The sequence below is a fragment of the Vibrio wakamikoensis genome (assembly GCF_050337275.1).
GTDB lineage: Bacteria > Pseudomonadota > Gammaproteobacteria > Enterobacterales > Vibrionaceae > Vibrio > Vibrio chaetopteri.
Window position 1 is genome coordinate 21,375 of sequence record NZ_JAKJST010000035.1, and the last position, 25,993, is coordinate 47,367.

Below are 25,993 nucleotides of genomic sequence, written 5' to 3' on the forward strand. Positions count from 1 at the left end.
TTATTCTATGTTTGAGCTGAAAAAGCTGGTGTCTGCATTACTAATGCCTTTACCTGCTATGCTAATCCTTGGTTTCTTGGGATTGCTTCTTATCATGTTTACCGCAAGACGTAAGTTTGGAAGCTTGCTGGTTCTCGTATCGCTGTGTGGGACATTTCTTATTGCATTCCAGCCCCTCTCTAGCCGTTTATTGATGCCGCTTGAGCGTGAATACAGCGCTTTTTTACCCATTAATGAATCTATTGACTATGTGATGGTGCTTGGCGGTGGTCACGTGGTGGATGACGATATTCCTCCAACGTCAGCGTTATCTCGCACTTCTTTGATGCGCTTAACCGAAGGCATTCGCGTCATGCGCATGTATCCTGGAAGCAAACTGATTTTGTCCGGCTATGCCGGTGGCACTGATGTCAGTCATGCCAGAGTCATGGCGAAAGTAGCGCTCGCACTTGGCGTAGCAAAGCCCGATATTATTTTGCTTGAAGCTGCCAAAGACACGTGGGAAGAAGCAAGACAAGCATCGGCGTTTGTACAAAGCAAAAAGCTGGTCTTAGTAACATCAGCCAGTCATATGCAGCGAGCAATGTATGAGTTTGAGGCCGCCGGCCTTAACCCATATCCTGCGCCTACAAACTTTTTGGCTCAAGAGAACGTAGAGCAGGCTTGGAGTCGCTACACACCTCAAGCTCGTTATCTTGAACAGACTGAGCGCTATTGGCATGAAACCTTAGGTCAACTATGGCAGCGCCTACGAGATTGGGTTGCTAATGAGAGCATGCAAGATTTGTCATTTTCGGTCTCTGAGTTTGAAACCGAATCAGCAGAACCCGCGCAATTAGAACAGCAAGAAATTGAACAACAGCTTGCGCCAAATGACGAGTCCGAGAGCGATGAAGCAGCGGCTACCAGTCAGTAAGTTTTAAAAGTTCCCCTAAAAATAAAGAGCCTCATTGCGAGGCTCTTTTACTATGTCAAACTCACATATGTAGCCACCATTGGTGATTATCGTGCGTTCAATTGATCCAACTTCGCCTTCACCGGAACAGAGAAGTTGAAACCGTCGTGCTGATCCCAGTTGATCGACCAAGTCATAACACCGCCAAAGTTAGGCGAGGTTTTTGTAGGTACTATCGTTCCACAGCGATTCAGCGAGATCATACAGTCGAGCGCCGCTTCGATATTGGCAATTGGCGCTTGCCCTGAATTCGCACTGCTCGGTCCAGACGGCAATCCAATAGCGACTTGATCATCTCGAAGTGGCAGGAATTGGCTGCCATCTGCAAGCTCAAAACCTTCGGTGAGCATTCTCGATGCTGCTACCATCATATCTACAGACCCTTCAGGTGCGGCTCCTGTCGTATAAGGGTTAGCAAGCCCACCGTTATTGTAAAGTTGAACATGTAATAGATCGAGCGTGTCACGCACTTCATTGATAAGCGGAATATACGCGCCCCATATCCCTGAGTAAGCAACCATTCCACCTTGCACATAAGGATGCTCTGGCGCCATTGTCAGATACATATCACCGCCAATGTTCGTCTCAATCGCTTTTAATGCACGCGGCAAGCGAGTTTGGATCTGGCTACCATGAACAAGGTTCGAGCCACTTTCATAATCGACATCTAAACCATCAAACCCCCACTCTTTGATAATGGCCGTTAGACTCTCCACAAACGCTGCTTCATCAGTATCTGTATTTAGTGTAATAGTCCCCTCAGCCCCGCCAAGTGACAGAACAAAGATCTTACCCTCTGCTTGTAGCACCTTGATGTCTTGCTTGAACTGAACAGGATCTATTGGTGCACAACTCGAGCGAATATCGCCATTGTATAGGTTGAAATGGACTCTGCCGGTACTGTTGCGATCGTTGTCAGCAAACGCGATATCAATGATGTCCCAATCTTTCGACATTTGATTCAGTGGGATCGGACAGCCCGCGCCATTAACAAAGTTATGCCAGTAGCCAATCAGTTTGTGCCTAGGCTGCACCACGGATTTAGCTGATACCGTTACACTGGTTGAAGATGCTGAGTTATCCTGTGTATCTTTACCTGTCACACTGAGCTGATAAGAGCCTATAGCTGCTGGTGTCCAGCTAAATTGATAAGGAGCCGTATTATCCGTTGCAACTAACAAGCCATTGACGAAGAGCTCAGCACTGGAGACATCACTTTGTAGCGCGCTGACATCAGCAGTCACCGTGACCGCTTTGCCTACCGCGACAACGTCGCCTGAAGCCGGTGAAGTGATCTCGGTAACCAAAGGCTGGTCTGTTATTGACACAGTACGGTTAACTTGGCTGGTATTGCCTTCATCATCTGTCGCCACAACCGTAACGGTTGTTTCTCCAGAGCCGATTGCATTCCACGTCCATTGATAAGGCGCAGCGGAAAGTAGCCCTAATGAAGCGCCATTAACGCTCGCTTCGGCACTGACTACAGTACCATCAGCATCATTTATGCTAGCTTGAATGTTTACATCTGCACCTAGCAATAATGTTTGACCTTCACTTGGCGAGACAAGCGTAATTTCTGGAGCGGTTGCACAAGCCCCAAGGCTGTTCCACGCATCTTCCCAGTACAGGCCAGTTCCAGGCTCATACGCCCATGCCGAGTCGGATGAACACCATCCAGCCACCGAACATTGATACAAGCTGCCGTTATTAGTGACATTCTGTCCACTCTGATAACTAGTGCCAGCAATATAGGCCGCGGCATCAGCACATTTACCACCAGCAAATTCAATGGCTGATACGGTGACTGACGATGACTGAGAGCGAGCTCCGGCATTGTCGGTCGCGACAGCCTCGATAACATAGTCGCCGGCAGAAGCTGCACTCCAAACCGTTTGCCATGGTGGTGTGGTGACAGAATCAACGACGGCTCCACTTACCACAAAATCGACCTGAGTAATGGTGCCATCACTATCCGAAGGTGAAGCGGTCAAAGTCACTTGATCGCCTACGTTGACCTGAGAGTTAGAGGTTTGAAGCGTTACGCTTGGTGGCTGGTTAGTGGCATCAGCAACACTAAATGACTGAGAAGCTGCAGTCGTTGCGCCTTTATCGTCTGTTGCCGTTACCGTTAACTGGTAACTACCCAATTCTGTCAGCCAGTCAGTCGTATAAGGGGCACTTGTTAGCGTTGCCAAAGCAACCCCACCTAAAGCAAACACGACCTCAGTTACCGTGCCATCAGTATCCCCTGCCGTGGCAGAGAAGGTCACGACATTACCAACCGCTAGCTGTGCATTATTTTCTGGTGAGAGAATTGAAACAGACGGAGCGATATTCGCGCCGCCGCTGGAGCAATCACCAAGCTTCGACCACTCTTGGTAAGGCGCTGAATTTTGCTCGGGATCGACATTCACATTCCACCAATTGGCCTTATAAGCCGCAGACTGCCATTGAACCTCGTTGCCACCGTTGTACGTCGCAGAGGGATCCCAAACCGCCAACGCGCTGCATTGAAAAGCCATTGCAGGGGCTGTGTAAAGTGAACTTGCAGCTAACAAGGCCACTGCGGGTAATGCTGCAAACCTAAATCCCGCCGCTGGTTTGTGCGCAGCAGTAAGCTTGGGTTGAGAAATCACATTGGTCATAGAACATCCTTTTATTGAACCAAGTTTTAATGAAGTTGAGTTAGGTTCGATAAGACGCGCCAACCGTACACCAGCCCGACATTATCAAAGCAACCCTCTTCAAATTAGTTCAACAAATCCGTCAACTCGGGTTGCGAAAAAGGAAGAGAAACACTACGCGAGTCATCTAACAAAAAAATCGGCAACGGAGCAACATATCGCGGCAGAAGGCAAACTTGCTCCCATAAAAAAAGCTCCAGTTACCTTTTTGGTAACTGGAGCTAATACAAGGTGTTAACTGTCTATTAATGTTAATCGCCAGCGAACATGTACCCTTCACCATGAACGGTAATAAAAATCTGTGGATTCTTAGGATCCATTTCCATTTTCGCTCTCATGCGACGAATTAACACATCAATCGTTCGATCGTTTGGCGCATCTACTCGGTGGCTGATCATATTTAAAATCCGCTCACGGCTCAGCACTTGATTCGGATACGTCGAGAGTGCGACCAGAAGCTCATATTCCGCCTTCGTCAATTTAACCGGATCACCGTTATTGCTTAAAGAACGACGCTGCTTATCAAACGCCCATTCACCAAAGTGAATGACATGCTCATTTTGAGTGGATGACTCCAACACCGGCTGCTTACGCGCTAGCGCAATGCGCCACAGCAGGTTCTTCACTCGTACCAGCAGCTCACGCAGCTCAAACGGTTTGGTGACGTAATCATCCGCGCCCATTTCAAGACCAACGATTCTATCAATGCTGTCAGTGCGACCGGTCACCAAAATAATACCAATATCAGACTGACTTCTCAGTTCTCTAGTCAGCATTAAGCCATCTTCTTTCGGAAGATTGATATCAAGCATCACCAAGTCGATGCTCGACTCTTGCAGAACCTGACGCATTTCATTGCCATCTTGGGCTTCACTGACCAAATAGCCTTCATTTTCGAAATAGCCAGCGAGCTTACTGCGAGTGACTACGTCATCTTCTACAACCAAAACGTGATATTTCATATCTGTACTATCTCAATCTGTAATGACCGTGTCATTCTATTCATAACCATTCACAATTCTAGTCTACTACAGCATCGAACAGCACAAACCTACTTTTTTTTGATTCAAGACAACCAAAACCGTCGAATAGCATATGCAACAAAAACCAAATCGCACAAACATCTGACAAAGCACTATTTTTCATATTTTTTAATAAATTAACTTATTTATTCACACAACACGTTATTGCTATTCATCTTTATTAGCTAAAATAGAAGTATCATTTTTGGAGACAATACAAATGCAAGAAATCAAAGCATTTAATGAGCAACGTGCGGAAATCTATTGGTGGCTATCAAGCTTGTTTGCTTCTGAGCTGACCGACGATGAGCTAAGCAAATACCACAGCCCAGAAATACGTTCGTTTCTAACCGGACTTGGTGAAAACCCATCGCTGTCGGAGCCAATCAAAACCTTCACTGATTCGCTCAATAGATTGCAAGTACGTGAAGATGCTCAATTGGAGCTCTCTGCCGATTTTTGTGATCTGTTTTTAAAGACCGACAAGCATGGCGCACTGCCTTATGCCTCAATGTACATTGGTACTTCTGGCCTACTCAACGACCAACCTGCGCAAGAAATGGCAGATCTACTCGCCAAGTACGGTATTGCAGTAAATAAAGATCTCAATGAGCCAGCGGATCACCTTGCCATCGAACTCGATTTTCTAGGTAACCTTATCATCCGTTCGAACGAACTGGAGAACGACGCGCATATGAATGACGCACTGCACGAACAAGCGGACTTCATCAATACTCATCTCATGAGTTGGTTGCCTCAGTTTGTTAAAAAGTGCCAACAGTTTGATGAATTTGGCTTCTACTCTGCTGCTGCAAGCCTCTTGCACGCCTTCTGTCTGTTAGACCTGACCTACCTTGCGGATGAAAACGACTAACTCCGATTTCAACTGATAGGTGCGACACATACTAAAGGCGCAAACGTGGTTTTCAGTCATCTGAGTCAATTTTGCGCCTTAGTTATAAATTTGTGGGATAAATGATTGCCAGCTCACTAAGCTGCGACTACAATTCGCCGTTTAAATGCAATCGCCCATTGGTATTACAGAAAATCATCTCCACTTAGGTGGCAATATCGAGCTTTGAGCTCAATTTGTTGATTCTGCCTAGGCTTGCATACACTTGCCGGTTTCCGCTTTTACATCCGTTTATTCACAAAAGCGCTGGAACCACTAAAATTAAAGCGGCACAAACGTTTACTCACTAATTCAATAAGCCGCGACTAATAGGATATCACTATGGCAACCATTAAAGATGTCGCCCGACTTGCTGGCGTTTCCACGACCACAGTATCCCATGTAATTAATAAAACTCGTTTTGTTGCAGAAGCAACGCAAGAAAAAGTGATGGCGGCGGTCGATGAACTCAACTACGCGCCTAGTGCTGTTGCTCGTAGCCTGAAGTGCAATTCGACTAAAACCATTGGTATGTTGGTCACCCAATCGACCAACTTATTTTTCTCAGAAGTTATCGATGGCGTTGAAAGTTACTGCTATCGCCAAGGCTATACACTGATTTTGTGTAACACAGGTGGTGTTTACGAGAAGCAGCGTGACTACATTCGCATGCTGGCAGAAAAACGCGTCGATGGTATTTTGGTGATGTGTTCCGACTTGACTGAAGAGCTTCTTGAGATGCTTGACCGTCACGCAGACATTCCAAAAGTGATCATGGATTGGGGTCCAGAGAGCTCTCAAGCCGATAAGATCATCGATAATTCAGAGGAAGGTGGCTATCTAGCGACTAAGTTTTTGATTGAGAAAGGTCATACCGATATTGCCTGTCTAAGTGGTCACCTAGAAAAAGCGGTATGCCAAGAACGCATCATCGGCTATAAACGTGCACTGGCGGAAGCCGGCATTGAGATGAAAGAAGATCGTATTCTTGAAGGTAACTTTGAATGTGATACTGCGGTAATCGCCGCTAACCGCATCGCCGCAATGGAAGAGAGACCAACGGCCGTGTTCTGTTTTAATGACACAATGGCATTTGGACTTATGAGTCGCCTTCAACAGCTTGGTGTAAACGTACCTGAAGATATCTCTGTTATCGGTTATGACAATATTGAACTGGCTGAATACTTTTCGCCACCGCTGACAACGGTTCACCAACCGAAGCGACGTGTTGGTAAAAATGCCTTTGAGATTCTACTAGAACGAATCAAAGATAAAGGTCACGAAAAACGCATTTTTGAAATGCACCCAGAAATTGTAGAACGTGACTCTGTCAAAGCCCTAACCTAACGCTGACAAAAGTGCCGATTTCGGCACTTTTTTTTGATCTCTATTCAAAATTCCCCCCTACTGCTGTCAATTTTTTATTCACCTTGAAGCACAAATAACCAAACATTATTTGAACTAAGATCACATTTCCAAAGATCACATATCAATAACTTACGTAGTTTTCCTATATGCTATATGTGTCACGCACAGGGCAAACCATCTGAAAGGGTGGGACGCAAAGCCACCGGCCTAAACCAATTTTTATTGATAGGTAGCGGGGTTGCCGATGGCAAGGGCAAAGACTCAGTTATAGCAGTGGCTTAACAGAGCTCTGACACCCGTTTGCTATACTCTCGGACCTGATTTTGGTGACACAATCAATAACACCGAGAAAAGAATAAGCATGGATAATCCTATACTAAAAGATTCAATGCAGTTATTCGCTCAGCTTGGAAGAGTAAAGTCTCGATCCATGTTCGGCGGATTTGGCATCTTCGTAGACGATACGATGTTTGCATTAGCAGTGAATAACAAATTACATATCAGAACTGACCGTCAGACCATTTCCACCTTTAAAAAGCTAGGTTACAAACCATACGTTTATAAAAAGCGTGGATTTCCCGTGGTAACCAAGTACTTCGCACTACCAGACGATTGTTGGCAAGATCAAGACGCTATCTTGACTCATGCTAAACAGGCGCTCGCGTTTGCAAAAACTGAAAAAGAGCAGCAGTCTGAAGCGAAGCCAAACCGATTAAAGGATCTTCCTAATTTACGACTGGCAACTGAGCGTATGCTTAAAAAAGCCGGTATCGAATCTGTGGGCGATCTACAGCAGCACGGCGCTGTTGAGGCATTTAAAGCCATCCAAAGAACCCACTCTAGCTCAGTTGGGCTCGAGTTACTATGGGCACTAGAAGGCGCCATCAACGGCACTCACTGGTCTGTGATACCACAAACCAAACGAGAAGAGCTTGCTAGCTTAATCAACTAACCCTTGGTTTTCCCAATAAAAAATCAGCCTTATGGCTGATTTTTTTCGTATTAGATGAAAGGAAAAGGTCACACTCCCTTTCTACTACACTAATACTAAGACATTACAAAGGATATCGTCATGAGCAAGAAGCTAATACTTGGATTAGTACTGGTTGCCATCATCGTATTTTTAGGCGTTAATTTTGGTCAACATCTTACGCTCGAAAACGCCAAAGCGCAGCAAGCCGCACTGGCTGAGTACATCGATGCCAATTTTGTTACTGCGGCACTCACTTACTTTTTTGCCTACATCGCGATTACTGCGTTTTCGATTCCAGGCGCTGCAGTGGTTACCTTGCTAGGTGCTGCATTGTTTGGTTTTTGGACAAGTCTATTACTGGTTTCTTTCGCGAGCACTATTGGCGCGACATTGGCGTTTTTGAGCAGTCGATTCCTACTTCGCGACTGGGTGCAGAGTAAATTTGGTTCTAAACTCGATACCATTAATAAAGGGGTCGAAAAAGACGGTGCCTTTTACCTGTTCTCACTTAGGCTCATCCCAGTATTCCCGTTCTTTTTGATTAACCTATTGATGGGTCTGACGCCAATCCGCGCATCAAAATACTACTTGGTGAGTCAACTTGGTATGCTGCCTGGTACGGCCGTGTACTTAAACGCAGGTACGCAACTTGCCAACATTGATCGCCTGTCTGGCATTGTATCACCGACAGTATTGGCTTCCTTTGCACTACTTGGTTTGTTCCCGCTCATCGCTAAATGGATCATGGCGCGACTGTCTCGCTCACCGCAGGTACAAGAATAGATGAAGATTTTTATCGGCAACAACCCACCAGAAACTCACATCGTGCAGCAGCAACTGGCTTCAGAGGGCATACATTGCGAAGTGCGCGGAGAGGGAGTATTTGGGCTAAGAGGTGAAGTGCCTTTTGACGAAAGCTCACTGCCTTATGTTTGGCTGTTCGATACTGAGCAATCAATGATGGCAAAAGCCATTATCAAGCAGTGGCAGTTAAAAACCCAATATGCCAATCACGCAGATTGGCATTGCTTTGCATGTAATGAGCTCAATGAGGGACAGTTTGAGGTTTGCTGGAACTGTCAAACCCCAAAACAAGTTAAGATGCCACTGACTTGATGAAATCTATCGAGTGCTTATTGAACTCGTCTGGCCTTTCAACATTGCACACATGACCACAATCTTTAATCTCTAAAAGTCGGCTGGACTTGTGTTCAGCCACCATCTCTTTGACCGGCTTGATAAACATATAATCTTTATCACCCATCAAATACAAAGTTGGGATCGGCAACTCTCGATCTTTGAAGTAACGGTTAAGCGGATTCACTTCTGTTGTCAGTTGATACCAGCGCTTAAACTCTTTCTGACACAACTTCTTCGCTTCACGTACGAATAAGTGACGAGATTCTTTTTGACCCGGCTGTGGCATCACAATGTAAGCAAATAGGCTGTATAACCACATGTAAGGGATCATGTGCTTACTCCAGTTGCCTATCTTCACCAAGATCTGCGAACGCGTGTTAAAACGCGTTACAGCGCCACCTAGCACCATAGAGCGAACTCTTGAGTGCGCGAGCTCCGCAATATTGCGAACGATGATAGTTCCTAGAGACATGCCAACGAAATGTGCTGACTGAATTTTCAAATGATCCAATACGCGCACAATGTCCATTGTCACCTCTTTAAAGGTGTACTTATTGGACATGATGTCTTTTAGAAACTGATTCGACTTACCGTGGCCACGAAGGTCTATAAACAACAGATTGAAATGTTCACGATAAGCACGGATTTGTTTGAACCAGATATTTGAACTACCGCCGGCGCCATGCACAAAAACCACCCACTCGTTACTGGTAGGGTGTTGATACGTTTTATGAAACAGCAAACTCTCTGACATAGTACTCAATATTCTTGATGCAATTGGAAGTAAGTTACCATAATTCGCCTAACGACAGGCAAAAACTATCGATGAATTTGGTAAAAATGATTAATAAGTGTAGCTAAAAATGAAAAAAAGCGGCGATTGCCGCTTTTTAAAGTGAGCTTACTGCTGACTGAGTGCCAAGTCATACATCTTAATGTATTCCTTCGCTGATTCAGTCCAGCTAAAGTCCTTACGCATTGAACGTAGCTGCATTTCATGCATTTGTTCAGGGTGCTGCAGATAAAATAGCAGTGCACGTTGCAGAACAATCAGCAATGCATCATGGCAGGGTTCATCAAAACCAAAACCCGTTGCATTCACTGGATCGTCATCAAAATCAATCACTGTATCTTTAAGCCCGCCCACCTTACGTACGATAGGCAAAGTGCCATAAGCCATACTGTAGATCTGATTAAGACCGCACGCTTCAAACTCCGAAGGCATCAAGAAGAAATCCGAGGCAGCCTCAACTAAGTGAGCAAAGCGGTTGCTATAAGCTTCAACAAACTTGAGCTTGTCTGAAAACTCTTCAGCAAGGTCGTTCAAATGAGACGCGATTTGTGGCTCACCGGTACCGATAATCACTACCTGAACATCATTCTTTAGGAACTTGTCCAAAATTGGCAAGATATAGTGGAAACCTTTTTGGTGCGTTAATCGGCATACCATGCCCACCATAGGAACGTTGCGTTCAGGCAGTCCTAACTCTTGCTGAAGTGCTGTCTTAGAAGCGAGCTTCCCAGACAACATGCTTTCTAGCTCATCACCGTAGTTGGCAGGCAAGAACGCATCATGTTTTGGGTTCCACTCAGAGTAGTCACACCCGTTCACTATGCCATGCAAATCTTTAGAGCGATGAACAAAATCGTCAACAAGGCCATGAGAGCCTAGCGGCGTCACTAGCTCAGCGGCATAGTTTGGGCTAACCGCATTGATTTTGTCCGCAAAGGCAATACCCGCACGCAGCGTACTCACCCAACCTTCACCATATTGCAGAAACTCCATTCCAGAGAGATGGAGCTCTGGAATGATTTCCAGCTGGCTGTATGAAAAGATGCCTTTAAAGATGGCATTGTGAACCGTCAGTACCGATTTCGTACCATCAAAGCGCGTGTCTTCGCCATAACGCGTTCTTAGCAGAAATGGGATGAGGGCTGTATGCCAGTCGTTAGCATGCACAACTGCAGGTTTGATACCAAGCTTTGGTAGAACGTCTAAACTCGCAGCAGCGAAAAAACCAAAGCGCTCGCCGTTATCTGCGTATGCTCGGTTGTGCTCAGCGTAAAGCTCTGGGCGGTCGAAATAGCGATCGCACTCGATCACGTATACTTCTACCCCATCGAGATAGGTTTTTTTAACTTGATAAGGCGTATGAGGCCAATGCTCCAGCTCAGTGGCAAGCACAAACTCATACTGATCCTTATTAGGTAATTTCTGATAGCCAGGTAGCGTAATCGCTACCTCCTTGCCAAGTTCTTGAAGCGCTTTCGGCAGAGCCTTGGCGACATCCGCCAAGCCTCCACTTTTAATCAGCCCTTGAACTTCTGAAACTGGAAACCATACGTCTATGTTTCTCATTCTAGAATCCAACTTTTGTCCCTTTTTTGATGACAACAATGCCACCTGGAGACACATGGAAACGCTTCGCGTCTAGCTCGAGATCCTCGCCGATCACAGTTCCAGGGGCAATTTCAACATTTTTGTCTATGATTGCGCGCTTGATTGTACAACCCACACCAATCTTAACGTCACCTAGAATAACAGATTCACTCACTACAGAACCAGCAGCAATATTACTTCTAAAACCCAGTACCGATTTGTAGATAGAAGAACCACGAACGTAACTACCACCAGCAATTAAGCTGTCCGTCACTTTGATTTTTTGGTGCTCAGCATCGACAAACGTCGCAGGTGGCAAAGGCGGGTAATAAGTATGTAGAGGCCACTTACGGTTATAAAGCGAGAACTCCGGGTCTTCGTGGAGTAGATCCATGTGAGCTGCCCAGTAAGAGTCGATGGTACCTACATCGCGCCAATAAGTAGTATCCTTCTCACCACTAATTTTATTCGTAGAGAAATCATACACATAAACACTGCCTTCAGGGAACATCTTAGGAATGATGTCTTTACCGAAGTCATGACTTGAGTTTTCATTCTCCGCATCAATGCGAAGCTCATTACACAAACTCTCTGCTTCGAAAATGTAGTTACCCATAGACACAAGCGCCATGTCAGGGTGACCTGGTATCGATTTAGGGTTCTCTGGTTTCTCTTCAAAGCCGATCATTTTGCCATTTTCGTCCACTTCGATAACGCCAAACTCAGAGGCCTCGGCGAGTGGCATACGCAGAGCAGAAACGGTCAGCTTAGCTTCGGTACGTTTGTGGAAGTCCAACATCTGACGAATATCCATTTTATAGATATGATCAGAGCCGAAGATGCAGACATGCTCAGGGTTAGCCAGTTCAATGAATCGAACGTTTTGGTAGATAGCGTCGGCAGTCCCTTCGTACCAGCGCTTTCCGTCACGCATTTGCGCTGGGATTGGGTCAATAAATCTGTCGGTAATCCCCGTCAGATTCCAGCCTTTACGCATGTGTTGATAGAGAGATTGGGATTTAAATTGGGTAAGAACATAAATTCTCATCAAGTCCGCGTTAATGAAATTATTGAGCGCAAAGTCGATAAGACGGTAACTGCCTCCAAAAGGTACTGCAGGCTTACTGCGAGATTCCGTAAGAGGACGAAGGCGAGAACCCTCGCCACCAGCAAGGATCATTCCTAAAACACCAGCCATTGATTTCTCCGTTTTTATTTCAGCTTTCCATGTTGCTAGATACTTAGGTTATATATTGGGGGGTATCTAGCGTCGTTTTTAACGGATGACAATGTCGATTACTACACCGATCATTCAAACGTTGAATCTTGTATACAATTCGTTTGAGAGGCCTTATTTTGCTTGTTTTTTGGCCTTATTAGCTCCATAACTTTCGTATGGTTTTTCACTAAATTATCGTTTTGCGGCGAGATTACAATGGACTATCGCTCAATATTAAGCATTGAACCCAATTGCATTGAAACTCTTGTGCTTCGTCACAGAATGCCATACCGAGATTACCCGTTCAACACATAGAGTTAACATTGATTTTACCAAATCGCGTAAATTGATAAAACTTAATAAAAATCAGAGGGCTAAAGTGATATGACCAGTTAAAAAGTTTGAAAAGTGTTACATTTGATTAAAAAGCGGACTGGAGTTAATAAATTATGTATGAAATCAATACAAAAAAGCCCCAAGCGTTAATTGATACGCAAGGGGCTTTTTAAAGCGCAAAGCGCTTAATTTGTTACTCGTTGATTAACGAATGACTTCAAGATTAATGTACTTACCTAAATCTCGTTTCTTGCAGCCAGGTACATAAGGAATTTCACCCAGTTTCGGTGCGCCCATCGAGCTTTCCAGCATCTCAATGATCTCAGCATAATGCTCAACGCCTGGGTTAACACGATTCGCAACCCAACCAACCAGCTCAAGTCCATCCGCTTTGATGGCTTCAGCAGTTAACATCGCGTGGCTCAAGCAACCCAGCTTGATACCCACAACAAGCACGACTGGTAACTTCTCTTGCTTAACCCAAGTCGACAAGCAATCGTCTTTTGATACCGGTACGCGCCAACCACCTGCGCCTTCTACCAGCACAAAATCACTGTTTTGTTTATGTTGCTCTAGCACGTTAGAGAGTACTTGGTAATCCACTTCAACGTCATCAGCAATCGCCGCGATATGAGGTGATGCTGGTAGAGACAATGCATACGGGTTGACGAGATCGTAATCAACATTCAGATTCGCTGCCTGCTGGAGATGCAACGCATCCGAGTTACGTAACCCCTGCTCGGTCTTCTCACACCCTGCTGCTAACGGCTTATACCCTATCGTCGTTTTTCCTTGTGCACCAACAGCACTTAATATCGCTTTTGATACAACGGTTTTCCCAACTTCAGTATCCGTACCTGCAATAAATAGTGCTTTCATCATAATGCAACTGATCCTAAACAAATTTGATAACTGGCGGGTAATAGGCCGTTTTGATTTGCGTACTGCTTGTATTCCAGTTCGAGCATCTTCAATGCACCTCGACTGGTAAACCCTTTGGAGCGACCTTCAACATGCGTTGCTCCAATTCCTTTTAGGTCTTTCATCAAACCAAAAGCGGTTTCATACCACATAACTATTTTCGGCAAGTCTAGTTGATGGTGGATGCACTCAGATTGCGCTAACGCAATTTTTACCTGATTGAGAGAGGTAAAGTCGTTGACATGTTGATATGCATCAATTTTGCCCCATGAACGCTTCAGCTCCAGTAAAGAGCCATCAAGAAGCGTTGAAAAATGTAGGCTTCCACCGGGTTTTGTCACTCGCTTCATCTCACTAAGCGGCACAGCTAAATCACTGCACCACTGTAATGCAAGGCTTGATATCACGATATCAAAACGATTGTCTTCAAATGGCAGCGCCTCTGCGTCAGCGACTTGGTAGTGAACTCGCTCGACACCGCAGCGCTGTTCGGCAACAGCAAGCATCTCACTGGACAAGTCAGCACATACAACGTTCGCTCCCCGCTCCAACAACGCTTTAGAACAATACCCAGTACCACAGCCTAAATCGAGAACACGATATCTTGTCAAATCGTTTGGTAGCAAAGCCAATAAACGATCAGCGACCAAACGCTGAAGCTCGGCGTGCTGGTCATAAAATCTAGCAGCGCGGCTAAACGACTCCGATATCGCAGCTTTATTGGTCTGATAATTCACAAGATTTGCTAATACCTCTGACATTTAGCATCCCTCCGAATGTCGTTTTAAATTGAAAGCAAGTTTTTGAACGGCCTTCGCTTCATGGGCGGCTGATAGCGTAATCCTGAGTCGCGCCGAGCCTTTGGGTACCGTTGGCGGTCGAATGGCCGTCGTCCAACTCTGCTCACGCTTTAACGCAGCGCAAAGTGCTAAAACATCACTTTCTTCGCCAACCAGCCAAGGTTTAATTGGCGTTTTAGTGGCAACAAAACCTGCCGTTCCATTTAACGTTTCATCATAGATAGCGCCGAGTTCAATCAGCATTTCTCGACGCCATTGCTGCGTTTGAATCATCGCGACTGCTCTGGTAATCGCCACAGCATGGGCGGCTGAAAACGCTGTTGAGTAAACGTAGTGACGCGCAAATTGAGTTAGGTAATCTTTCATTTCTCGTGAGCACAATACAGCGGCACCATTAAGGCCAAATGCCTTACCAAATGTCACGACCAGAATATCTGCGCGTTTACTTGTCATTCCGACTGCGCCATTGCCCTGCTCGCCAATCACGCCGATACCATGAGCATCATCAATCATGGACAACGCACCCGCTTGCTTGCACAGAGAGACAAAGCCATCAAGATCGGCAATATCGCCATCCATACTAAACACACTTTCTGTTACTGCCATCATGGGCTTATCGGCCTGCAGCAACTGAGCAAGGTGCCCTTGATTGCAGTGACGATAGCGTTTCATTTCAGCGTCACACAGCATCCCTGCTTCCATCAATGATGCATGGTTTAGTTTATCTTGAAGCAGCAAATCGCCCTTTTGCAGCAATGCAAAAACAACGGCTTGATTAGCGGAAAATCCGGAAGAAAAGAACAGCGCACTGTCATACCCTAGCCATTCCGTTAATGCAGACTCGAGGCTTTGATGCTGATTTGAGTAACCCGTCACCAGCGGTGATGCTGCGCTGCCAACGCCATAGTCACTTACGGCTTGCTGATAGCAAAGTTTGAGCTCATCACTCGCCGCTAAACCGAGGTAGTCATTGGACGAGAAATTATCAAACCACTTACCATTGTTTTGAAAAACCGCTTGGTTACCCCTTTCTAAGGCGATGACAGAGCGTACTAAGTCGCTCTGCTTTCTCTCTTCCAGCGCCTTATGAATGCGCTGATTAAACGCTAGCGTCATAAAATAGGTCGTCTTTGGTAGGACGCGCAGCGACTCGGCTCACTACTTGGTCAAGAAGATCGTTTTCTTGCACCTCATCCGGTTTTTGTGAGGTTTCTTCACGGTTGATCCCGAGCTTTTTAAACAGCTGAAGATCTTTATCTTCATCTGGGTTTGGTGTGGTAAGTAGCTTACAACCATAGAACACAGAATTAGCGCCAGCCAAAAAGCATAACGCCTGCATTTGCTCGTTCATGTCTTCACGTCCTGCAGAGAGACGAACCGCTGAGTTCGGCATCATGATTCGTGCAATCGCGATAAGACGAATAAAGTCAAAAGGCTCGACATCATCCACTTCTTCAAGCGGTGTTCCCTTAACTTTAACCAGCATGTTGATTGGAACACTTTCTGGCTGAACAGGAAGGTTGGCAAGTTCCATAAGCAAGCCCGCGCGGTCATTGGCGCTCTCACCCATGCCAATAATTCCGCCTGAGCAGATTTTCATACCGGCATCACGCACGTGGCTGAGCGTATCTAAACGGTCTTGGTAAGTTCGGGTCGTGATGATATTGCCGTAAAACTCAGGAGAAGTGTCAAGGTTGTGGTTGTAGTAATCAAGACCAGCATCTGCAAGGTGCGTTGCCTGATCGGGCGTCAACATGCCTAGCGTCATACAGGTTTCTAGACCCATCTCTTTGACGCCTTTAATCATATCGGTGAGCAAAGGCATATCACGCTCTTTGGGGTTCTTCCACGCCGCCCCCATACAGAAACGTGTCGAGCCTGCATTTTTGGCTTTTTGCGCAGCATCAAGTACGCGCTCAACTTCCATCAAACGCTCTGCTTCAACATCGGTTTTGTAGCGTGCGCTTTGTGGGCAGTACTTACAATCTTCAGGGCAAGCACCGGTTTTAATCGATAACAGGGTGCTAACTTGAACATGGTTGGTTTGCTGATGTTGACGGTGTACAGTTTGCGCTTCGAACAATAGATCCATAAATGGCTTGTTCATCAGCTCTTGCACTTCGGCATGCGTCCAATCGTGTCGTACTTCCACAGTTAAATCCTTTGCTCTCATTGTTTTTAGTCTTGGCTAGTGTACCGACAAGCGATACACTGTCAACACCGACCACAAGCACAAGTTTACACTTGGTTAAAAGTTAAGCGACCGAATTTCATGGATTTAGATTTCGACAAAAAACACATTTGGCACCCCTACACTTCCACACTCAATCCCCTTAGTTGTTATCCCGTAGTATCCGCTAAAGGCGTTCATCTGACTTTGGAGGATGGAACAGAGCTCGTCGATGGGATGTCATCTTGGTGGTCGACCATTCATGGCTACAATCACCCTAAGCTCAATGCAGCACTGCAATCTCAGAGTGAACAAATGTCCCACGTGATGTTTGGCGGTATCACCCACCAGCCTGCCATTGACGTCAGTAAGAAGCTGCTTCAGCTTGCACCCGATAATATGGAGCACATCTTCTTGGCCGATTCGGGTTCGGTAGCGGTTGAAGTGTCACTGAAGATGGCGCTGCAATATTGGCACGCTCGTGGTGAGCGCAGGCCAAAGTTCCTCACTCTCTCCCACGGCTACCATGGCGACACGTTTGCTGCCATGTCAGTGACCGATCCGAATAATTCCATGCATAGCTTGTACAAAGGATTTTTGCCTGAGCATATCTTCGCTGACTCTCCAGAGATTGGTTTTTGGGACGAATGGATAGAAGCGGACATCAGTGATTTCAAATGCAAAATGGATACTCATCACTCTGAAGTCGCTGCGGTGATCCTTGAACCTATTGTGCAAGGGGCTGGCGGAATGCGTTTGTACCACCCTACTTTCCTGCAGCGTGTGAGAGAGCTCTGCGATAAGCATGGTGTCCTACTTATTCTTGATGAGATCGCGACTGGCTTTGGCCGCACCGGGAAACTGTTTGCCAGCGAACACGCCAACATCCAGCCAGACATCATGTGCGTCGGCAAGGCTCTCACCGGCGGTTACATGACACTGTCAGCCACGTTAACCAGTAAACACGTAGCAGACACAGTATGTGGCGGCGAAGCTGGCTGCTTTATGCACGGCCCGACCTTCATGGGTAACCCGCTGGCTTGCGCCGTGGCAAGCGCGAGTTTAGATATTGTTGCGAGCAATGAATGGCAGTCTCAAGTGAGCAGTATTGAATCCCTGTTTGCAGAATTACTGCCTAAACTAACACGCTATTCGAATGTAAAAGATGTGCGTTGGTTGGGCGCAATCGGTGTGGTCGAAACCCATAAAGCGGTGAATATGGAAGTGATTCAGAAACACTTTGTTGAGCAAGGAGTTTGGATACGACCATTTGGTAAGCTCATTTACATGATGCCTCCCTACATTAGTCAGCCAGAGCATATTGAAAGGTTGGTGGCAGCAATCGAGACGGCTCTTAAGAATGAAGAGTGTTTCAACTAACAGCAAAAAAGCGGCTGCTAACGCAACCGCTTTTCAATGCTTCTCCCAGACAAGCACTGCCTGAGCTGGCTGTCCTTGCTTCCTCTACGATTAAACAGAGCCTGTCGGTAACGATGATGTTCTTGGTTTGACTGACACTCAATACAGAGTCTCACACCTTTGATAGCGGTTCGCCTTGCTAGTGGAATAGGTTCCCCACATTCATCACAAAACTCGGCACTCACACCCTGGCTTGAAAGACTGCGAACCCTTGAAATTTCATCGTCTATGGTATTTTGAATTTGTTGGCTGACACTATCGTCATTTGCCCACCCTACGGCCATAACATCCCCTCCTCATTATGTGAGAAACAAACACGCTCCGCAGCAGAGGTGGGTATTATAGTTGTTTAAGCTGACTTGATAATCACATCAAATACATAAAGACTATTACAAATTGGTAATAATCCTATTGGTGATAGTCGAGAGATAAGAATCACAAGGCAAAAAAAAGCTCGGCAATGCCGAGCTTAGAAACTTGTGTATCGCTAACATTAGCCGATGTGCGTAGCGCCGCCCATGTACTTCTGTAGCGCAGTTGGGATAGCAATACGGCCGTCCGCTTCTTGGTTATTCTCAAGAATAGCTACCATAGTACGACCCACTGCAAGACCAGAGCCGTTTAGTGTGTGAACAAGCTCAGGCTTCTTCTCACCTTTACGACGGAAGCGAGCTTGCATACGACGTGCTTGGAAATCCCACATGTTTGAGCAAGAAGAGATCTCACGGTATGTCTCTTGCGCTGGAACCCAAACTTCTAGGTCGTAAGTTTTACGAGCACCGAAGCCCATGTCACCAGTACAAAGAACCACTTTACGGTATGGAAGCTCTAGCAGTTGTAGAACTTTCTCTGCGTGACCGGTTAGCTCTTCAAGCGCATTCATTGAATCTTCTGGCTTAGTGATTTGAACCAGTTCAACTTTGTCGAACTGGTGCATACGGATAAGACCACGAGTGTCACGACCATAAGAGCCTGCTTCAGAGCGGAAACATGGTGTGTGAGCCGTCATCTTAAGTGGCAGATCAGCCTCTTCAGAGATGGTATCGCGTACTAGGTTAGTTACCGGCACTTCAGCAGTTGGGATTAGAGACAGTTTACGTGGCTCTTCATCGCTTGCTTTTTCAGTCAGTGGCTCTGTATGGAACAGATCTTTACCAAACTTAGGTAGCTGACCTGTGCCAAATAGGCTGTCAGCGTTTACTAGATACGGTACGTACATCTCTGTGTAGCCGTGCTCTTCAGTATGAAGATCAAGCATGAACTGTGCGATAGCACGGTGCAGACGAGCGAACTGACCTTTCATGACGATAAAGCGAGCACCAGTGATCTTCGTTGCGCTGGCAAAATCTAGACCGCCACCCATTTCACCTAGGTCAACGTGGTCCTTTACTTCAAAGTCGTAAGTCTTAGGCTCACCCCAACGAGAAATTTCTACGTTGTCGTTTTCATCTTTACCTTGTGGTACATCGTCCGCTGGCAAGTTAGGCACAGAAAGTGTGATGTCTTCAAGTTGAGCCATTACCGCTGCTAGCTCTTCTTTCTTCGCTTCAAGATCGCTACCTAGTGTACCGATCTGCTTTTTGATCTCTTCAGCGCCTTCTTTGTCGCCAGCAGCCATCTTCTGACCGATCTGCTTAGAAATGGAGTTACGCGTGGATTGTAAATTCTCAACTTCTACTTGAATCGACTTACGTTGATCTTCAAGTTTACGGATAGTTTCTACGTCTAGCGCGAAGCCGCGACGTGCTAATTTTTCAGCTGTTTCATCCAGCTCTGTACGAAGTAATTTAGAATCCAGCATTGCCAATCCTATGCTTTATAGTTGTGAAGAACTCTGTCCCTGGTCAATTCCTAACCAAGGACAGATATTGATTTGTTAACCGAGTAAAGATAACGAAAAGCCACTACTTTTCATAGCGCTTTTGTGGGCTTTTTGCGTCTAAATCCGCCAGATAATCTAACTTTTCGCCAATTTTGGTTTCGAGCCCGCGATTTGTAGGCTCATAGTAACGGGTACCCGCCATTTCAGGAGGCAAGTAACGCTCTCCAGCGGCATACGCACCCGGCTCATCGTGTGCATAACGATACTCTGCACCATAGCCCATGTCTTTCATCAAAGACGTAGGGGCGTTTCTTAAGTGATGTGGTACTTCATACTCTGGGAGATTGTGGGCATCTCGCAGTGCTTGCTTCCACGCAGTGTAAACTGCATTACTCTTTGGTGCGCACGCAAGATAGACAATCGCTTGTGCAATCGCCCGCTCACCTTCAGCAGGACCTACACGAGTGAAACAGTCCCATGCGGATAAAGCAACTTGCATCGCTCTTGGGTCAGCATTTCCGACATCCTCTGACGCTATCGCCAATAAACGCCTCGCGATGTACAAAGGATCGCAACCTGCTGCTATCATTCTTGCTGACCAATACAGAGCGGCATCTGGGTTTGAGCCACGAATCGATTTGTGCACAGCAGAAATCAGGTCGTACCAAATGTCACCTTTGTTATCGAAACGATTAACCTTCTCTCCGGCGACTTCAGCAAGTAACGGCAGTGTAATGTCTTTCTCACCAGCCTCGTTCTCCTCCGCCATATCGTACAGAAGTTCAAGGTAGTTCAATGACATCCTTGCATCACCGTTTACCAACTCGGCAAGGCGATCAAGCACATTGTCATGGAACTTCGCGGCGATTGCGCCTAGGCCACGCCGCTCATCATTTTTTGCTTGTTCAAGTACCAGCAAAATATCAGCAGTATCGAGCGAGGTGAGCTTATACACCCTTGCGCGTGAAAGCAGTGCGTTATTGAGTTCAAATGACGGGTTTTCAGTGGTAGCACCAATAAAGGTGACCGTGCCGTCTTCGATGTGTGGCAAGAAAGCATCTTGCTGGCTTTTATTGAAGCGATGTACCTCATCGACGAACAAAATGGTGCGTTTGCCAGCGAGTTTGTTTTCTCGAGCACGCTCGATTGCCGCACGGATCTCTTTAACGCCGGAAGTCACCGCAGACACACGTTCCACTTCTGCGTTGGCATAATTAGCAGCAACCTCCGCGAGCGTTGTCTTACCGGTGCCAGGTGGTCCCCACAAAATCATTGAGTGCAGTTGCCCAGCCTCAAGCGCTCGTCTTAGCGGTTTCCCCACACTCAAAATATGCTGCTGACCAATATATTGCTCAACGGTTTCTGGGCGCATTCTAGCAGCAAGGGGACGAAAATCTTCGTCCCCTGAAAAATCAAAACTGAAATTACTCACGATAACGTCCTAGCTACCTAGTTCCGTTGGTCATCAATTTCGACACCATCCGGAACTACAAAGGTAAATCGGTCTGAGGCAGGTTTGCCCACTTTTATGTTATCGAAAACAAAGCGGCCTTTTTGGCCATCTTGCTCAATCACATTAAAGCCATGAACAATGCCTTTGCTATCGATATTGATTTGAAATTGGCCTTGCGTTGAGTCGACGGCCGTTGGGACTAAAGTAAATACATCGCCTTTTTGGTTGACGCTGTAGTTGTCCCAATCGCTAGCACGATTGCGTGTCAGTAACACGAATGGCGTCTGCTCTGTTGCTTGCTCTTGATTGTAAATACTGACCTGCTCGATAAATGGGCTGTAGTACCACAGGTTTTGTCCATCGGATACCAGAACGTTTTCATCAGGCAGTGTCGTCACCCAGCGAAACATGCTTGGGCGTAAAATATCGACATTGCCTTCCCCTTCCATAACAACATCCCCATCAGGACTGGTCACTTCTTGAGTAAAAGTCGCGCTAAAACCATCATTCAATTGAAGCCTTTCACTAAGCTCCTTTTGCGGCGTTGCAAAAGCCAGGGCTGAAAAACCTATTGCTGAAGCACTTAACATCGCGGCATTAAACCATTTCTTCATTTGATTTCCTCTTACCTCTTAAGGCGAATCGAAATTATTCTTTTGGTGGCGCTGGCGCGAGGACTTCGCGGTTACCGTTATGACCCGGTGCGCTTACGATACCTTGAGCCTCTAGCTGCTCGACAATACGCGCAGCGCGGTTATAACCAATCTTAAATCGGCGCTGCACACCTGAGACAGAACCTCGACGTGACTGAACAACATGTTCGACAACTTGATCGAACAGTGGATCCATGTCTTCGTCACCTTCCATCTTTTCACCTGGTAGCAACGTCTCTGGAGACTGCTCGCCATTGGTGATTTCATCAATATAGTTCGGCTTACCGCGTGCTTTCCAGTTATTCACCACGGCATGCACATCATCATCAGACGCAAATGCACCGTGTACACGAGTTGTATGACTAGAGCCCGGTGGCAGATACAACATATCACCCATACCAAGCAGGGATTCTGCGCCGCCTTGGTCGAGAATAGTGCGTGAATCGGTCTTGGTCGAAACCGTAAAGGCGACACGAGTCGGAATGTTGGCTTTAATCAAACCGGTGATCACGTCTACCGACGGTCGCTGAGTTGCGAGTATCAAGTGAATACCGGCAGCACGTGCTTTTTGTGCCAAACGCGCAATGAGCTCTTCTACTTTCTTACCCACGACCATCATTAGGTCGGCAAACTCATCGACAACAACAATGATGTATGGCAGTTTCTCAAGCAATGGCGGCTCTGGATCCATGCTGTCGCCTTCTTGCCACAAAGGATCATGAATAGGATGACCTGCGTCTGCTGCCATTTTCAATTTGTCATTGAAGCCCTTGATGTTACGAACGCCAAGCGCTGACATCAACTTGTAACGGCGCTCCATCTCACCCACACACCAACGAAGTGCATTCGAGGCATCTTTCATGTCGGTTACCACCTCAGAAAGAAGATGAGGAATACCTTCGTAGATGGAAAGCTCCAACATTTTCGGGTCAATCATGATAAAGCGTACGTCTTCAGGCGTTGCTTTATAAAGCATACTCAAGATCATGACGTTAACACCCACGGACTTACCTGAACCGGTTGTACCCGCGACAAGCACGTGTGGCATTTTCGATAGATCCGCCACCACTGCTTCACCTGCAATATCTTGACCGAGTACTACGGTAGTTGGTGATTTGGAATCGATAAACGCTTGGCTACCAACCACATCTGAGAAGAAAACGGTTTGACGTGTCATGTTTGGCAGCTCAAGACCAACATACGGCTTGCCCGGAATGACTTCCACTACACGAACCGCCATCGCCGACAGTGAGCGTGCTAAGTCCATTGAAAGGCCAGAAATTCGACTTACCTTTACACCAGGAGCAAGATCCAGCTCAAAGCGGGTAATCACTGGGCCTGGGAAAATATCCACCACTTCCGCTTTGATTTTGTAATCCGCCAACTTAGATTCAACCAAGCGAGCAATGTTTTCCAGCGCTTCTCGGTCAATAAAGTTCTCTCGCTTCTCTGGGTGGTAGAGAAGTTCTAGCGTTGGCATCGGCTCTACTGGTCTAGGTAAATTCTGATCCCGCTGAACCAAGAATGGATTCATTTTTGCCACTTGCGCTTTTTGCGCCTCGGCCACTATGTTTTGGAACGCCTCGACATCTTGATCAACAGGTTCGTTTTCGGCTTCTGCATCGATAGCATCGAAATCTACTGTCGGTTCAATATGTGATGTTGAAGACTCAACATCTATATCAGCAGTATCAACCCATGGAGGCGTAAAATCCTCTACCTCTTCAACTTCTTCATATATCGAAGGCTGAGGGTGCACCTGCTGCGTGGCTTCATCCATTGCATAGGCTGATGACTCTACTTGTTGGTTAATTGGCTGTTCACTAGCCAAAGGTTCAGGTTGAGGCTCATGAGCAAACATGGTCTGGTGATTACCTGGCTCTTCAAATGTTGGAGCCGCTGTTTGTTCTGCATTTGCCATTGCCGCAGCTGGAGCTGTTGCCGCCACTGACGCAGTAACACTCGACGCTGGCGACTCAGGCTCTTCTCCCTGATTCGCATAGTCATCACTAGAGCGAGCAGCATTTTCCAACTCTTCAATAGTCGCACCAAGCTGACGAGTGCGTTCTACCTGAGGTGGCTGAGATTGAAGAGAACCCGACACTACCGGTTCAACAGGTTGTACTGTTTCAACCGCGCTCACTTCTGATGGCGCTGACGTTACTTGCGGTGCGATTGATTCTTGTGAAGCAGTGTCGTCTTCTGGTTTTGCAAACAGTGGGTCATAGGCTGGTTCAGGCTCTGTCGCAACCGAAGGCGTCGACTCTGGAACATGAATATTGTATTGCTTCTTGCTGGTAGCCGGAGCCTCTTGTACTGCACTGTCTGCGCTAAAGCGTGGGAGCTCCTCTGTGTCATCGGACTCTTGGTCGTCAAGCACAGGCTCATATACTTCTTCTTTGGTACCACGAACCTTGTTGACCAATGCGGCACTCATCGATAGCACGCTATCACCGATCCACTCGACGACTCTTAGCCAAGAGATGCCAGTAAGTAGTGTAAAGCCCGCTCCCCAAAGAAATAGCAGCACCAAAGTCGTACCAAGCACATTCAGCGTTGGTAAAGACAGGCTGGTTAAAACATCTCCAATTACGCCACCTGAGGAGAAGTACCAGATATCATCAAAGTTGATGTCAGCAAGGCCACAGCTCGTCAGAATAAGAACGGTTAGTCCAAGTAAACGCGTACCCCAGATCATCAAATCAATCGGATCATCTTCGTCACGATTGCGGAAAAAGACCCAAGCACTCAACGCTATGATGAAAGGGATTGGGTATGCCAAAGAGCCGAAAACAAAAAATAGAGTATCCGCTAGCCACGCACCAACAAAGCCGCCAGCGTTTTGAATGTCACCACCCCATGCAGTCTGTGACCATGAGGGATCCGCCGGACTAAAGGTGAATAAGGCTACAGCGAGTAGAATAGAGGTAAGTACAGCTAAGATGAAACAGCATTCTCTTAACCGCTGAAATCCGTTTAGACGAGTCGCCTGAGGCTCTTCACTCGTCTTGATAATCGTTTCGACTCTTTTTTTGTCCTGTTTGAACATAACCAACATCTAATTATTGAAAACAGTCCGAGCGGCAAAAGCCGCTCGGTGTATTCATTGATTTAACCACAATGAGGATTAAAACCCAATCTGACTCGAGAATAAAGCATGCTTTATCATAACTTTAGTCAACTTCTTGTCAGACTTGGAAACGCCGTCTCTAGCGCGTTTTAATCACAAGCTGGTTAGTTTGTTTCACTTCTTCCATAACCACATAGGTTCGCGTGTCATTCACACCAGGAAGGCGAAGCAAAGTATCCCCTAAGAGTTTACGATATGCGCCCATATCCGACACCCTTGTTTTCAAAAGATAGTCGAAATCACCTGATACTAGGTGACATTCTTGAATATCGTCTAACTTCTGTACCGCTGTATTGAACTGTTCAAATACATCTGGCGCTCCACGGTTCAATGTAATCTCTACGAATACAAGTAGTGAAGCATCTAAGTACTGCGGATTTAAGAGTGCGGTGTAGCCCGTAATATAACCCTGTCTCTCCAAACGACGTACACGCTCTAGACATGGTGTAGGCGATAACCCTACACGTTTTGAGAGTTCGACGTTTGAAATACGACCATCTTTTTGCAACTCATTGAGGATGTTGCGATCGATACGGTCTAGTTCCTTGGACGGCTTCTTATAGTTGTCTGCCATTTTTTATTCCACCTTGTTACTTCCTTGCAAAAAAATATACTACAACTCTGTAATATACAGTATCAAATTTTGTGTATTAGCT

At 46.3% G+C, this 25,993-nt stretch carries 22 protein-coding genes and 1 riboswitch; of the genes, 7 read left to right on the plus strand and 15 right to left on the minus strand.

Annotated elements, in window-relative coordinates; translation table 11 throughout:
• Positions 1-7: 7 nt before the first annotated feature.
• Positions 8-916, plus strand: coding sequence for an envelope biogenesis factor ElyC (gene elyC, locus L4C42_RS19820; protein ID WP_353498335.1), 909 nt, complete (start codon positions 8-10; stop codon positions 914-916).
• An 86-nt stretch (positions 917-1,002) separates the two neighbouring features.
• Here the strand turns inward: elyC and L4C42_RS19825 are convergent, their stop codons facing one another.
• Both L4C42_RS19825 and torR read right to left on the minus strand, forming a co-directional pair.
• On the minus strand, positions 1,003-3,477 hold the full coding sequence (locus L4C42_RS19825) for an Ig-like domain-containing protein (protein WP_353498672.1): 2,475 nt from the start codon (positions 3,475-3,477) through the stop codon (positions 1,003-1,005).
• Positions 3,478-3,890: 413 nt separating this feature from the next.
• A complete protein-coding gene (torR, locus tag L4C42_RS19830) occupies positions 3,891-4,601 on the minus strand; it encodes a two-component system response regulator TorR (RefSeq protein WP_353498334.1) in 711 nt (236 codons plus the stop codon).
• A gap of 280 nt (positions 4,602-4,881) precedes the next feature.
• Between torR and torD the strand changes: the two genes are divergently transcribed.
• The 5 genes from torD (at position 4,882) to L4C42_RS19855 (ending at position 9,010) form a co-directional block, all read left to right on the plus strand.
• Complete coding sequence (gene torD, locus L4C42_RS19835) at positions 4,882-5,535, plus strand: molecular chaperone TorD (protein WP_418641586.1); 654 nt, start codon at positions 4,882-4,884, stop codon at positions 5,533-5,535.
• A 360-nt stretch (positions 5,536-5,895) separates the two neighbouring features.
• A complete protein-coding gene (gene purR, locus L4C42_RS19840; protein WP_353498332.1) occupies positions 5,896-6,900 on the plus strand; it encodes an HTH-type transcriptional repressor PurR in 1,005 nt (334 codons plus the stop codon).
• Between the two features lie 179 nt (positions 6,901-7,079).
• Positions 7,080-7,167, plus strand: a riboswitch (cyclic di-GMP riboswitch).
• 115 nt (positions 7,168-7,282) lie between these two features.
• Positions 7,283-7,873: a TfoX/Sxy family DNA transformation protein gene (locus tag L4C42_RS19845; protein WP_353498331.1), complete on the plus strand. Its 591-nt coding sequence runs from the start codon at positions 7,283-7,285 to the stop codon at positions 7,871-7,873.
• A 120-nt stretch (positions 7,874-7,993) separates the two neighbouring features.
• Positions 7,994-8,677, plus strand: coding sequence for a TVP38/TMEM64 family protein (locus tag L4C42_RS19850; RefSeq protein WP_418641587.1), 684 nt, complete (start codon positions 7,994-7,996; stop codon positions 8,675-8,677).
• Entirely contained in the window at positions 8,678-9,010 is a 333-nt protein-coding gene (locus L4C42_RS19855) for a putative signal transducing protein (RefSeq protein ID WP_353498330.1), read from the plus strand.
• Here the strand turns inward: L4C42_RS19855 and L4C42_RS19860 are convergent.
• From L4C42_RS19860 to bioB, 7 genes are all read right to left on the minus strand, one after another.
• Positions 8,991-9,788, minus strand: coding sequence for an alpha/beta fold hydrolase (locus tag L4C42_RS19860; protein WP_112462002.1), 798 nt, complete (start codon positions 9,786-9,788; stop codon positions 8,991-8,993). The two genes, L4C42_RS19855 and L4C42_RS19860, sit on opposite strands and share 20 nt — an antisense overlap.
• Positions 9,789-9,935: 147 nt before the next feature.
• Entirely contained in the window at positions 9,936-11,393 is a 1,458-nt protein-coding gene (gene glgA, locus L4C42_RS19865) for a glycogen synthase GlgA (RefSeq protein WP_353498329.1), read from the minus strand.
• Between the two features lies 1 nt (position 11,394).
• On the minus strand, positions 11,395-12,612 hold the full coding sequence (gene glgC, locus L4C42_RS19870) for a glucose-1-phosphate adenylyltransferase (protein WP_418641588.1): 1,218 nt from the start codon (positions 12,610-12,612) through the stop codon (positions 11,395-11,397).
• Positions 12,613-13,173: 561 nt separating this feature from the next.
• On the minus strand, positions 13,174-13,851 hold the full coding sequence (bioD, locus tag L4C42_RS19875) for a dethiobiotin synthase (RefSeq protein ID WP_353498328.1): 678 nt from the start codon (positions 13,849-13,851) through the stop codon (positions 13,174-13,176).
• Positions 13,848-14,651, minus strand: a complete 804-nt coding sequence (bioC, locus tag L4C42_RS19880) for a malonyl-ACP O-methyltransferase BioC (protein ID WP_353498327.1) — start codon at positions 14,649-14,651, stop codon at positions 13,848-13,850. Before bioC ends, bioD begins: the two co-directional genes overlap by 4 nt.
• A complete protein-coding gene (locus L4C42_RS19885; RefSeq protein ID WP_429761657.1) occupies positions 14,652-15,806 on the minus strand; it encodes an 8-amino-7-oxononanoate synthase in 1,155 nt (384 codons plus the stop codon).
• Positions 15,790-16,842 (minus strand): biotin synthase BioB, encoded by a 1,053-nt coding sequence (gene bioB, locus L4C42_RS19890; protein WP_418641590.1) that lies wholly within the window; start codon positions 16,840-16,842, stop codon positions 15,790-15,792. Before bioB ends, L4C42_RS19885 begins: the two co-directional genes overlap by 17 nt.
• A gap of 120 nt (positions 16,843-16,962) precedes the next feature.
• Here bioB and bioA point away from each other — a divergent pair, with 120 nt between their 5' ends.
• Positions 16,963-18,240, plus strand: a complete 1,278-nt coding sequence (gene bioA / locus L4C42_RS19895) for an adenosylmethionine--8-amino-7-oxononanoate transaminase (protein WP_353498324.1) — start codon at positions 16,963-16,965, stop codon at positions 18,238-18,240.
• Positions 18,241-18,257: 17 nt separating this feature from the next.
• On the opposite strand, the gene L4C42_RS19900 is transcribed toward bioA, so the two are convergent.
• The 6 genes from L4C42_RS19900 to lrp form a co-directional block, all read right to left on the minus strand.
• A complete protein-coding gene (locus tag L4C42_RS19900; protein ID WP_429761658.1) occupies positions 18,258-18,563 on the minus strand; it encodes a DksA/TraR family C4-type zinc finger protein in 306 nt (101 codons plus the stop codon).
• Between the two features lie 209 nt (positions 18,564-18,772).
• Complete coding sequence (serS, locus tag L4C42_RS19905; RefSeq protein WP_353498322.1) at positions 18,773-20,080, minus strand: serine--tRNA ligase; 1,308 nt, start codon at positions 20,078-20,080, stop codon at positions 18,773-18,775.
• 103 nt (positions 20,081-20,183) lie between these two features.
• Positions 20,184-21,473, minus strand: coding sequence for a replication-associated recombination protein A (locus L4C42_RS19910; protein ID WP_418642290.1), 1,290 nt, complete (start codon positions 21,471-21,473; stop codon positions 20,184-20,186).
• A 77-nt stretch (positions 21,474-21,550) separates the two neighbouring features.
• Positions 21,551-22,168: an outer membrane lipoprotein periplasmic chaperone LolA gene (lolA, locus tag L4C42_RS19915; protein ID WP_418641591.1), complete on the minus strand. Its 618-nt coding sequence runs from the start codon at positions 22,166-22,168 to the stop codon at positions 21,551-21,553.
• A 34-nt stretch (positions 22,169-22,202) separates the two neighbouring features.
• Positions 22,203-25,256, minus strand: a complete 3,054-nt coding sequence (locus L4C42_RS19920) for a DNA translocase FtsK 4TM domain-containing protein (protein ID WP_353498319.1) — start codon at positions 25,254-25,256, stop codon at positions 22,203-22,205.
• 160 nt (positions 25,257-25,416) lie between these two features.
• Positions 25,417-25,911: a leucine-responsive transcriptional regulator Lrp gene (gene lrp / locus L4C42_RS19925; RefSeq protein WP_004734558.1), complete on the minus strand. Its 495-nt coding sequence runs from the start codon at positions 25,909-25,911 to the stop codon at positions 25,417-25,419.
• Between the last annotated feature and the right edge of the window lie 82 nt (positions 25,912-25,993).

Bases quoted from the DNA above. Each gene is read 5' to 3' on its own strand.
- elyC (WP_353498335.1), top strand. From the start codon at position 8: ATGTTTGAGCTGAAAAAGCTGGTGTCTGCATTACTAATGCCTTTACCT.
- L4C42_RS19825 (WP_353498672.1), bottom strand. From the start codon at position 3,477: ATGGCTTTTCAATGCAGCGCGTTGGCGGTTTGGGATCCCTCTGCGACG.
- torR (WP_353498334.1), bottom strand. From the start codon at position 4,601: ATGAAATATCACGTTTTGGTTGTAGAAGATGACGTAGTCACTCGCAGT.
- torD (WP_418641586.1), top strand. From the start codon at position 4,882: ATGCAAGAAATCAAAGCATTTAATGAGCAACGTGCGGAAATCTATTGG.
- purR (WP_353498332.1), top strand. From the start codon at position 5,896: ATGGCAACCATTAAAGATGTCGCCCGACTTGCTGGCGTTTCCACGACC.
- L4C42_RS19845 (WP_353498331.1), top strand. From the start codon at position 7,283: ATGGATAATCCTATACTAAAAGATTCAATGCAGTTATTCGCTCAGCTT.
- L4C42_RS19850 (WP_418641587.1), top strand. From the start codon at position 7,994: ATGAGCAAGAAGCTAATACTTGGATTAGTACTGGTTGCCATCATCGTA.
- L4C42_RS19855 (WP_353498330.1), top strand. From the start codon at position 8,678: ATGAAGATTTTTATCGGCAACAACCCACCAGAAACTCACATCGTGCAG.
- L4C42_RS19860 (WP_112462002.1), bottom strand. From the start codon at position 9,788: ATGTCAGAGAGTTTGCTGTTTCATAAAACGTATCAACACCCTACCAGT.
- glgA (WP_353498329.1), bottom strand. From the start codon at position 11,393: ATGAGAAACATAGACGTATGGTTTCCAGTTTCAGAAGTTCAAGGGCTG.
- glgC (WP_418641588.1), bottom strand. From the start codon at position 12,612: ATGGCTGGTGTTTTAGGAATGATCCTTGCTGGTGGCGAGGGTTCTCGC.
- bioD (WP_353498328.1), bottom strand. From the start codon at position 13,851: ATGATGAAAGCACTATTTATTGCAGGTACGGATACTGAAGTTGGGAAA.
- bioC (WP_353498327.1), bottom strand. From the start codon at position 14,651: ATGTCAGAGGTATTAGCAAATCTTGTGAATTATCAGACCAATAAAGCT.
- L4C42_RS19885 (WP_429761657.1), bottom strand. From the start codon at position 15,806: ATGACGCTAGCGTTTAATCAGCGCATTCATAAGGCGCTGGAAGAGAGA.
- bioA (WP_353498324.1), top strand. From the start codon at position 16,963: ATGGATTTAGATTTCGACAAAAAACACATTTGGCACCCCTACACTTCC.
- L4C42_RS19900 (WP_429761658.1), bottom strand. From the start codon at position 18,563: ATGGCCGTAGGGTGGGCAAATGACGATAGTGTCAGCCAACAAATTCAA.
- serS (WP_353498322.1), bottom strand. From the start codon at position 20,080: ATGCTGGATTCTAAATTACTTCGTACAGAGCTGGATGAAACAGCTGAA.
- L4C42_RS19910 (WP_418642290.1), bottom strand. From the start codon at position 21,473: ATGCGCCCAGAAACCGTTGAGCAATATATTGGTCAGCAGCATATTTTG.
- lolA (WP_418641591.1), bottom strand. From the start codon at position 22,168: ATGAAGAAATGGTTTAATGCCGCGATGTTAAGTGCTTCAGCAATAGGT.
- L4C42_RS19920 (WP_353498319.1), bottom strand. From the start codon at position 25,256: ATGTTCAAACAGGACAAAAAAAGAGTCGAAACGATTATCAAGACGAGT.
- lrp (WP_004734558.1), bottom strand. From the start codon at position 25,911: ATGGCAGACAACTATAAGAAGCCGTCCAAGGAACTAGACCGTATCGAT.